Origin of the sequence: Halorussus sp. MSC15.2, assembly GCF_010747475.1 — an archaeon.
GTDB lineage: Archaea > Halobacteriota > Halobacteria > Halobacteriales > Haladaptataceae > Halorussus.
The window spans coordinates 396,196-405,066 of record NZ_VSLZ01000004.1; the positions used below are offsets into that span (position 1 = coordinate 396,196).

10 protein-coding genes are annotated in these 8,871 nt (G+C 66.6%); 1 reads left to right on the forward strand and 9 read right to left on the reverse strand.

Annotated elements, in window-relative coordinates:
• Window position 1 precedes the first annotated feature (1 nt).
• The 8 genes from FXF75_RS16790 to FXF75_RS16825 all read right to left on the reverse strand — a co-directional run bounded on the left by FXF75_RS16790 (window position 2) and on the right by FXF75_RS16825 (window position 7,543).
• Window positions 2–775, reverse strand: a complete 774-nt coding sequence (locus tag FXF75_RS16790) for an ABC transporter ATP-binding protein (RefSeq protein WP_309221847.1) — start codon at window positions 773–775, stop codon at window positions 2–4.
• Window positions 772–1,578, reverse strand: a complete 807-nt coding sequence (locus FXF75_RS16795; RefSeq protein WP_163522993.1) for an ABC transporter ATP-binding protein — start codon at window positions 1,576–1,578, stop codon at window positions 772–774. Before FXF75_RS16795 ends, FXF75_RS16790 begins: the two co-directional genes overlap by 4 nt.
• Window positions 1,578–3,563 (reverse strand): ABC transporter permease, encoded by a 1,986-nt coding sequence (locus FXF75_RS16800; protein WP_163522994.1) that lies wholly within the window; start codon window positions 3,561–3,563, stop codon window positions 1,578–1,580. The genes FXF75_RS16795 and FXF75_RS16800 overlap by 1 nt, the downstream gene beginning before the upstream one ends.
• A gap of 1 nt (window position 3,564) precedes the next feature.
• Window positions 3,565–4,845, reverse strand: a complete 1,281-nt coding sequence (locus FXF75_RS16805; RefSeq protein WP_163522995.1) for an ABC transporter substrate-binding protein — start codon at window positions 4,843–4,845, stop codon at window positions 3,565–3,567.
• Window positions 4,846–5,017: 172 nt separating this feature from the next.
• Window positions 5,018–6,052 (reverse strand): LLM class flavin-dependent oxidoreductase, encoded by a 1,035-nt coding sequence (locus FXF75_RS16810; RefSeq protein ID WP_163522996.1) that lies wholly within the window; start codon window positions 6,050–6,052, stop codon window positions 5,018–5,020.
• Between the two features lie 132 nt (window positions 6,053–6,184).
• On the reverse strand, window positions 6,185–6,907 hold the full coding sequence (locus FXF75_RS16815; protein ID WP_163522997.1) for an EthD domain-containing protein: 723 nt from the start codon (window positions 6,905–6,907) through the stop codon (window positions 6,185–6,187).
• Between the two features lie 71 nt (window positions 6,908–6,978).
• Window positions 6,979–7,302 (reverse strand): quaternary ammonium compound efflux SMR transporter SugE, encoded by a 324-nt coding sequence (sugE, locus tag FXF75_RS16820; protein ID WP_163522998.1) that lies wholly within the window; start codon window positions 7,300–7,302, stop codon window positions 6,979–6,981.
• A 76-nt stretch (window positions 7,303–7,378) separates the two neighbouring features.
• Window positions 7,379–7,543 carry a hypothetical protein gene (locus FXF75_RS16825; RefSeq protein WP_163522999.1) on the reverse strand — a complete coding sequence of 55 codons (165 nt, stop codon included), beginning with the start codon at window positions 7,541–7,543 and terminating at the stop codon, window positions 7,379–7,381.
• A 147-nt stretch (window positions 7,544–7,690) separates the two neighbouring features.
• Here FXF75_RS16825 and FXF75_RS16830 point away from each other — a divergent pair, with 147 nt between their 5' ends.
• Window positions 7,691–8,035, forward strand: coding sequence for a hypothetical protein (locus FXF75_RS16830; protein ID WP_163523000.1), 345 nt, complete (start codon window positions 7,691–7,693; stop codon window positions 8,033–8,035).
• Window positions 8,036–8,042: 7 nt separating this feature from the next.
• Here FXF75_RS16830 and FXF75_RS16835 read toward each other — a convergent pair whose 3' ends face one another.
• Window positions 8,043–8,672: a hypothetical protein gene (locus tag FXF75_RS16835; RefSeq protein WP_163523001.1), complete on the reverse strand. Its 630-nt coding sequence runs from the start codon at window positions 8,670–8,672 to the stop codon at window positions 8,043–8,045.
• Between the last annotated feature and the right edge of the window lie 199 nt (window positions 8,673–8,871).

Below are 8,871 nucleotides of genomic sequence, written 5' to 3' on the forward strand. Positions count from 1 at the left end.
CTCAGGTCGTCACGCCCAGATGGCGGTCCAACACCGCCTCGTCGTCGCGCAATTGGTCGCTCGTCCCGTGGTAGACGATTTCGCCGCGGTCCAGCACGTAGTGGCGGTCCGCGAGTTCGAGGGCCACCTCCACGTTCTGCTCGACCAGCAGTACCGAGATGCCCTCGTCGTTCAGACTCCGCACGAGGTCCTCGACCTGCCGGACGACGAAGGGCGCGAGACCTTCGGTCGGTTCGTCGAGCAGGAGCAGGTCCGCGCCCGCGACCAGCGCTCTGGCGATGGCGAGCATCTGCTGTTCGCCGCCCGACAGCGCCGCGCCCTTCCGGTCGGGGTGCTCGCGGAGGTTCTCGAACTCCGCCAGCACGTCCTCGGGGTCCCGCGGGTCGGCGGTCTCGCCCCCGCCCAACTGGCCGACGCGGAGGTTCTCGGCCACCGTCAGGCCCGGGAAGATGCGGCGCTCCTCGGGCACGAACGCGACGTTCCGCCGGACCGTCTCCTCGGGCGAGAGACGGGTCACGTCTTCGCCCCGGAAGACGACGCTCCCGTCGGAGGGGACGACGTTGCCCACGACCGACCGTAGGGTGGTGGTCTTGCCCGCGCCGTTCCGACCGACCAGCGAGACGACCTCGCCCTCGCCGACGCAGAGCGACACGCCGTGCAGGACCTCGGTCGCGCCGTACCCCGCGACAAGACCGGACACGTCGAGCAGTGGGTCCTCGCACGCCCCGGCGTCCAATCGTCCCGATTCCGCCGCGTCTCGGAACTCGTCGCTCACTCCCGAACACCTCCGAGGTACGCCCGCTGAACGTCGTCGTCGTCCGCGATTCGCTCGGGGGTTCCGGTCGCCAGCACCTGCCCGCGGTGGAGGACCGTCACGCTGTCCGAGACGTTCATCACGAGGTCGATGTCGTGTTCGATGAGCAGCAGCGTCCGGTCGGCCAGCACCTCCTCGACGAGCGCTATCGTGTCTCGCGTCTCCTCGCTCCCCATCCCCGCAGTCGGTTCGTCCAGCAACACGAGGTCGGGGTCGGTCGCCAGCACCAGTCCGAGTTCGAGCCGCCGCCGGTCGCCGTGGGCCAGCGCTCTGGCGTACTCCGTGGCGCGACCTTCCAACCCTATCTCTGCAAGCACGTCGTCGGTTCTGGACTCGACCTCCCCGAATCGGTCGGTCGGACTGAACAGCTTCCGGGGGAGCGAAATCCGGCCCTCGCCCTCGGCCACCGACTGGGCCGCCAACCGGACGTTCTCCCGGACCGACAGGCCGCCGAAGACGGTGCTTATCTGGAACGACCGGCCCATTCCGCGCCGGACGCGCTCGTGTGGCGCGGTCCGAGTCACGTCTTCGCCCCGGAAGTAGACCGCCCCGGCGGTCGGTCGGAGCGCCCCGCTGAGACAGTTGAACAGCGTGGTCTTGCCCGCCCCGTTCGGTCCGATGACGCTCCGGAACTCCCCCGCTTCGACTTTGAGGTCCACGCCGTCGAGGGCCACGAAGTCGCCGAACCGCTTGGTCAACCCGTCCGCCCGGAGGACGGGGTCGGTCTCGGCGTCGAACGTCGCGGCGCCGTCGGCGGTCGCCATCACTCGTTCACCTCCTCGGCGAGGGGTTCGTCCTCGCCGCGCCCCTCGCGCCCTTCGCGCACGCCGGTGCGTCCGCCGGCGGTCTCCAGCAGTTTCTCGGGCAGCGAGACGAGTCCGCGCGGGAGCGCGATGACGAAGATTACGAACACGAGTCCGAGGAAGAACTGCCACTGGTCGGTGTACGACGACAGCAGGTCCTCGAACCCGATGTAGACGCCCGCGCCGACCATCGGGCCGTAGAGCGTCCCCATCCCGCCGAGTACCGTCATCACCACGACTTCGCCGGAGTTGAGCCAGAACAGCAGCGAGGGCGCGACGAACTGGTTCTGGACCGCGAACAGGCCGCCCGCCAGCCCCGCCATCGCACCGCTGACGACGAACGCCCGGCGCTTGTAGGCGGTCACGTCGTAGCCCACGAACTCGGTCCGGCGCTCGCTCTCCCTGATGGACTGGAGGACGCTGCCGAACGGCGCGCGCATCATCCGGCGCGCGACGAGGTACGACCCGACAACGGTGGCGAGCAGGAAGTAGTAGAACAGGCCGTCCTCGCGCACGAGGGGCACCGCCTCGGCGATTTCGTCCAACTCCATCGCGGCCCCGCCGATTCCGTACACCACCTCCGCGCCGAACAGGCCGTCGCTCCCGCCGGTCCACTCGAACTTGAAGACCGCCCGGTAGAACAACTGGGCGAACGCCAGCGTAATCATCGAGAAGTAGACGCCCGAGACCCGAATCGAGACGTGACCGATGGCCCACGCGATGGCCGCGCAGACGACGACGGCGACCGCGAGCGCGACGAACGCCGAGGGCGTCACGTGAAGGAGGACCAGCACCGCGGCGTAGGCCCCGGTCCCGTAGAACAGCGCGTGGCCCAGCGAGACGAGTCCGGCGTAGCCCATCACGAAGTCGAGGCTGAGCGCGAACAGCGCCCAGACGAGGACGTCCGAGAGGAGCGTCAGGACGTACTCGGAGTAGAGCACCTCGACGCCGAGGGGGACGACCGCAAGCAGGCCGACCGCGGCCGCCCCGAGTCCGGCCCGCTGGCGGTCGGTCAGCACGCCGCCGCTCCGCCCGGCGAGCAGTTCGCCCTCCGAGTCGCCCGACTCCTCCGCGGCGGGGGTGCCGTACAGTCCCTCGGGCTTGAGGAGCAGGACGCCTATCATCAGTACGAACACCACGAGGCCCTCCAACACCGGGAGGTACGTCCGCGTGAGGGTCTGGACGACGCCGACCGTCAGTCCGCCCACCACCGCGCCCCGGAAACTACCGAGACCGCCGAGAACGACGATGACGAACGCGGGGATGATGACCGTGTTCCCCATGCCGGGGTTGACGTTCTGGTAGGCCCCGAGGACGACCCCTGCGACCGCCGCGAGCGCCGCCCCGACTCCGAAGACGAGGGTGTAGTACCGGTCGATGTCGATGCCGAGGTTCCGGACCATCTCGCGGTCCATCGACCCGGCGCGCACGACCAGTCCGAACCGTGTCTCGTTCAGCGCCCACCACGTCGCCAGCGACAGGACCGCGCCGAACGCGACGATGAAGTAACTGTACAGCGAGTTCGTGACCCCCAGTATCGTGACCGGCCCGTCCAGAATCGGGGGTGCGGCCAGCGCCTTCGACTGCTTGCCCCAGAAGAAGGTGATGACGTCGTTGAGCATCAACACCAGTCCGAAGGTCAGCAGGATGTGGTAGAGCGGACTCCGGTCGTAGAGCGGTCGGAGGGTGAGACGCTCGATGACCGCGCCCACCGCGCCGACGAGGAGCGGGGCGACCACCAGCGCGACCCAGAACCCAGCACCGCCGAAGGGGGCGACGATTGCGAACGCGAAGTACGCGCCCAGCGCGAACAGTTCGCCGTGCGCGAAGTTGATGACGTCCATCACGCCGAAGATGACCGACAGTCCCGCGGCTATCAGGACGTAGACCATCCCGATGGTCACCCCGTTCAGCAGTTGCTCGACGAACCCCGTGACCCCGACCATGTCAGAGGTCGCAGTTCGTCTGTCCGCAGGGCGGGATGGCGTTCTTCCCCTCGACTTTCTTGCGAAGCGCCACCCTCGCGGCGTCGCCGGAGTCAGGTTTCACGTTCTCTCCGGCCCAGACGGGGTTGGTGGCCTGATGGTCGCACTTGCGGAACTTGTTCGGGCCGAAGACGCTGGGCACCTCCAGTCCCGGCAGGGTGTCCTTGACCGCTTCGGGGTCGTTCGTTCCGGCCTCTTCGATGCCGTGGGCGGTCATCCGGATGGAGTCGTAGGCGACCCGGGCGAAACTGTCGGGCGTCGAACCGTACGCGTCCCGATACGCCGACACGAACTCCTGATTGTCGCCGGTCTCGACCTGCGCGTTGTACCGGACCCCGCCGTAGGTGCCGTACGCCGCCGGCCCGAGCGCGTTCCGGACGACTTGGAACGTCATCGTGGGACTCACCAGTTCCACGTCCTGCTTCAGCCCCGAGTTGGCGGCCTGCTTGGTGAAGTTGATGAGGTCGCCGCCGGTCATCCCCAGCACCGCCACGTCGGCCTCGGAGTTGCTTATCTGACTGACGTACGACCCGTAGTTGCTCGCGCCGAGTTGCGACCGCGAGACCCCGACCTCGGTGAAGTCGTCGCTGGCTTCGCTCATTCGGGACTTCCACTCCCGTCGGACCGACTGGCCGTAGGCGTAGTCGGCGATGTGGAACCAGACGTTCGTCCCGACGTTGTTCGCGGTCCACGGGGCGACCGCCTCCGCGATTTGAGCGGTGTGGGTCTCGGCCCGGAACACCCACTCGTTGCACTTCGCACCCGTGATGTTCATCGCCGCCGCGCCGGGGTTGTAGACGACCTCTTCGTTCGCCGCGAAGGAGTTGAGCGCGAGCGCGGTCGAACTCGAAATCGCGCCCATGAGGAACTGGGCGTCGTCCTGCTGGACGACCTTCTGGGCCACCTGTCGGCCGGTCGCGGTGTCTGCCTCGGTGTCCTCGTACACCGCCTCCATCTCGAAACTGAACTGGTCGCTCTCGTTGACGTGCCGGACCGCGAGTTTCGCGCCGTTCCGCTGGCCCTCCGCGAGTCCGCCGTACGGACCCGTCATCGGACTCAGCACCCCGTAGGTGACGGTGTCGATGTTCTGTCCGCCGCCGAGTCCCGCACCGCCGATACAGCCAGCCAACGCCCCCGTCCCCGCGATTCCGGCGAGTCTGAGAACGTTCCGTCGAGATGTGAGTCCGTCGCTGCCCTGCTCCGTCGTTCGCCCCCGACCGTGGTTACTGTTTTCGCGCCCCATACCACTCATGCGGAATCTTCGATAATAAACTATTGTGTAGGATGTAGCCCCGACGCCGCCGAAATAACCTCCGTTTCGTTGGCACCTGTTCCGCCGCGAGACGGGTTCGTATGCCCGAACTGCCTCACTCGGACTGGTCCGGACCGACTTTTCAGACTACTTCGGACAGCCTTCACTCGAAGTGCGGCACCACTTCCTCGCCCAACCGCTCGACGCACTCGACCATCCGGTCTGTGCCGACGCCGGGGTGATACGTCCGGAAGATGAAGTGAACGTCGTCGCCCAAGGCTTCGCGGTACTCCTCCAACTGTTCGACGACCTGTTCCGGCGTCCCGAAGACGGCCTGCTCCTTCAACTCCTGCTTTCGCTCCTCGTCGAGTTCTTCGACCTCTTCGCCCGAGAATATCTCGGCGTAGCGGCGCTGGATGTAGAAGTAACCCTCTTTCATCGCCTCCCACGCCCCCTCTCGCGACTCGCCGACGAACCCATGCTGGAGGACGTATATCTGGAAGTCGTCGTCCTCGTCGCCGTCCTCGCTGGCGTCGTCCCGCAGGCCCTCCTCCTCGCGGACGCTCCGGATGTCCTCGACGCGCTTACGGACGCCCTCGACCGAGAGCGCCGAGGGCGCACACCACGCGTCGGCCACCCGCGCCGCCCGGCGGACCGCGGGTTTCGCGGACCCGCCGTACATGACCGGAACGTCCGACTCGGGTTTGGGCGTGACGCTCACGTCGGGCGACACGTCGTGGAACTCCGCGTCGTACTCCAGCGGCCCGTCGGACCACGCCGCCCGGAGGAGGTCGGTGGTGTCGCGCATCCGCTCGACGCGCTCCTCGCGCGGGACGCCGAACTGCTCGAACTCGTCGGGGTTCGACCCGATGGCGAGTCCGAGGGTGAGTCGGCCCTCCGAGAGCAGGTCCACCGTCGCGGCGTCCTCCGCGAGGCGGACCCCGTCGTAGAGCGGTGCCAGCGCGATGCAGGTACCGAGTTCGACTTGCTCGGTCTCGGCCGCCAGCGCCCCGAGCGTCGGCATCGTCGCCGAGAGGTAGCCGTCCTCCGCGAAGTGGTGTTCCGAGACCCACGCGCTGGCGAGGCCCGCGTCGTCGATGGCCCGGCCGAGCGTCAGCATCTCGTCGTAGATTTCGGTCATCGACCGCTCGTCGTCGGGTCGTCGCTGGCAGGTGAACAGTCCCGTCCCGATTTCCATACCCCGACGGTCGGCCGGGACCGTCTTAATGTTTTACGAGCGAGATGTTGGTGCGCTACGAACCGAAGAGAGCGCTGGCACGGAGAGCCGCCGGAGTCCCGTTCGTCGCCGAGGGTTCGGCCGAGTCCCGTCTCAGTCCCCGGTCTCGTCTTTCTGGACGGTCTCCCGGCCGATGAACCGGGGCCGCTCGTCGATGGCGAGGAAGTTGTCCACGTCCTCGCGGGCCTCCTTCGCCTTGCCCCTGTCGGGGTCGTAGTCGCGGCTTCCCTCGCTACCGAGTGCGTCGTGGAGGTCCTCGAGGTCCTCGAAGTAGAGTTCGGCGACGCCGTCGAACTCGGCGTTCTCGGGGTCGGTCGGCAGAACCGTGCTGTACTTCACGACGCCCTCGATTTCGCGGGCGATGGGGGTGTGTTCGTTCTGCCAGTGGTCCACGAACTCCTCGTGAGTCATCCCCTCCTTCCGGACGAGGAACGCCGAGTGCTTGTACAGCCCGTCTGTCTCGCCGTCCACCTCGTCCTTCTGAACCGTCTCCTCGCCGATGAACCGGGGCCGCTCGTCGATGGCGAGGAAGTTGTCGACGTCCTCGCGGGCCTCCTTCGCCTTGCCCTTGTCGGGGTCGTAGTCGCGGCTCCCTTCGCTACCGAGTGCGTCGTGGAGGTCATCTCGGTCCTCGAAGTAGAGTTCGGCGATACCGTCGAACTCGGCGTTCTCGGGGTCGGTCGGGAGGACGGTCTGGTAGCGCGCGACCCCTTCGATTTCGCGGGCGATGGGGGTGTGTTCGTTCTGCCAGTAGTTCACGAACTCCTCGTGAGTCATGTCGTCCTGCCGAACCAGCAACGCGACGTGCTTGTACATATTCCACCTAACAGGTGGCGCGCTCATAAAACCACGCGCAGGTCGAGACGGACCGTCCGCTCGGCGGTCCGTCAGTGCCCGCCGGAGGCGAGGTGAAGTCCCGAGATGCCGACGACGATGACGCCGATGAACCCGATTCGCGCGAGGTCGGCGGGTTCGTCGAACAGGACGATGCCGAGCGTCGCGGTTCCGACCGCCCCGATGCCGGTCCAGACCGCGTAGGCGGTCCCCACGGGAAGGTCCTCGACCGCCTTCGCGAGCAGGAGCATGCTGACTATCAGCGCGACCACGGTGGCGGCGGTCGGGACGGGTTTCGAGAGTCCGTCGGAGTACTCCAGACCCACGGCCCACGCGACTTCGAACAGACCCGCGACGAGGAGGACGTACCACGACATTCGTCCGAGGATAGCCGACCGGCGAGGCTATGTCTTGCGTTTCTCGCTGCGGGTGAGACCAGTGACTCCGGAGCGTCTACGTGTCGTAGCGGTCTTCTAGAATCAGCACAGCGAACGTCGCGGCCATGACGAGCGCTGTCGGGACGACGCCGTCCGTCACGAGTGCGGTCGTTGCACCGACGAGGAGTCCGGCGATAAGCAGACCCACACTCTTCAGGGTACCGACGGTTCCATAGTTCATGTCCGATACGTGTCCTCTCTGCGAAAGTAAACGTTGCGCTACCGGTTTCCGTCTGCGCGCCGAACCGGACTGCGCTCCCCCTTGCCGACTCTGATGCACTCGGCGACACGACAAAACTTATTCCGACGCCCTCCGGATTTCGGGACGATGCCCTCCAACTACGACAGTCGCTCGCGCGGGAGACCGCTCGGTATCACGATACTCTGCGTCCTCGGGTTCCTCGGCGTGTTCTTCTCGCTCGTCGGGATGCTCGGCGTCATCGGTCGCGGCGGCCCCTTCGCCGTTATCGGACTCGCGGGTCTCGCACTGGTCGTCGCGAAAGGAATCGTCCTCACCGGCCTCTGGTCGCTCCAGCAGTGGGGCTACAAGTGGGGAATCCGGCTGTACGCCCTCGCTGCGGTTCTCGACCTCGTGACGTTCAGCATCGTCTCGCTGATAATCGACGTGCTCATCGTCGCCTACATCGCCAGTAAGGCCGACCACTTCCGGTAGAACCGCGTCACGGCGTCTCGAGTGCGGTTTCGGTCTCGAAGTCGATGTCCACCTTCTCGTTCCAGAGTTTCGCTTCACCGTCCACGCGGACGTACACCGGTTCGCTCGCGCCGATGAGTTCGTTCGCCACGCTCTGCTGGGTCTCCGTCCGGGGTTTCGCTACGACCGTAACATCGGTCGTTCCGTGGGACTCGACCACGAACGTCGGCGTCTTCTCGTCCGGACAGGGGAGACCCTCCTCGCGAACGAAGTCGTGGTACGTTCGGTTCGCGCTGACGAGGTCCACGAAGTCACACCCCCGGACCTCGCCGCGGGCGAACTCCGCGAACGACTCGCCCCGTCCCGAAAATACGCCGTAGCTCACGCGGTTGACCGGAACGCGATACTGGGTCGGATTACGGATTTCGACGGTCGCGGCGACCCGCACGTCCTTCGCGGTCGGCGATTCGAACGTGACGTCCTGGAGTCCCATCGACGCCCACTCGACCTGCTCGGCGGGCGTGGCGTCCTCGGGGGCATTCGGAGTCCCGCGTTCGCCGCTTCCAGTACAGCCGGCGGTGACGCCGACGACCGGGACAGACAGTGCGCCGAGGAGAGCGCGGCGGGAGGGCGATTCGAGGGTGTCGCGTCTGTTCACGTAACGTGGCTGTCATCAGAAACGGAAAAACGTTCGGGGGCGTCCCGTCCGCTACGTCACCTACTTTCATTACGTCTCTCGATGTAACCCAGTCCATGGGATTCTATCAACGCGATTTCATGGAAGGCACTCGCGGCACGATGGGCGTCGATTGGGAGGAGCGCATCGACTTCCAGCGCATGCGGCGCGAGCGCAAGGA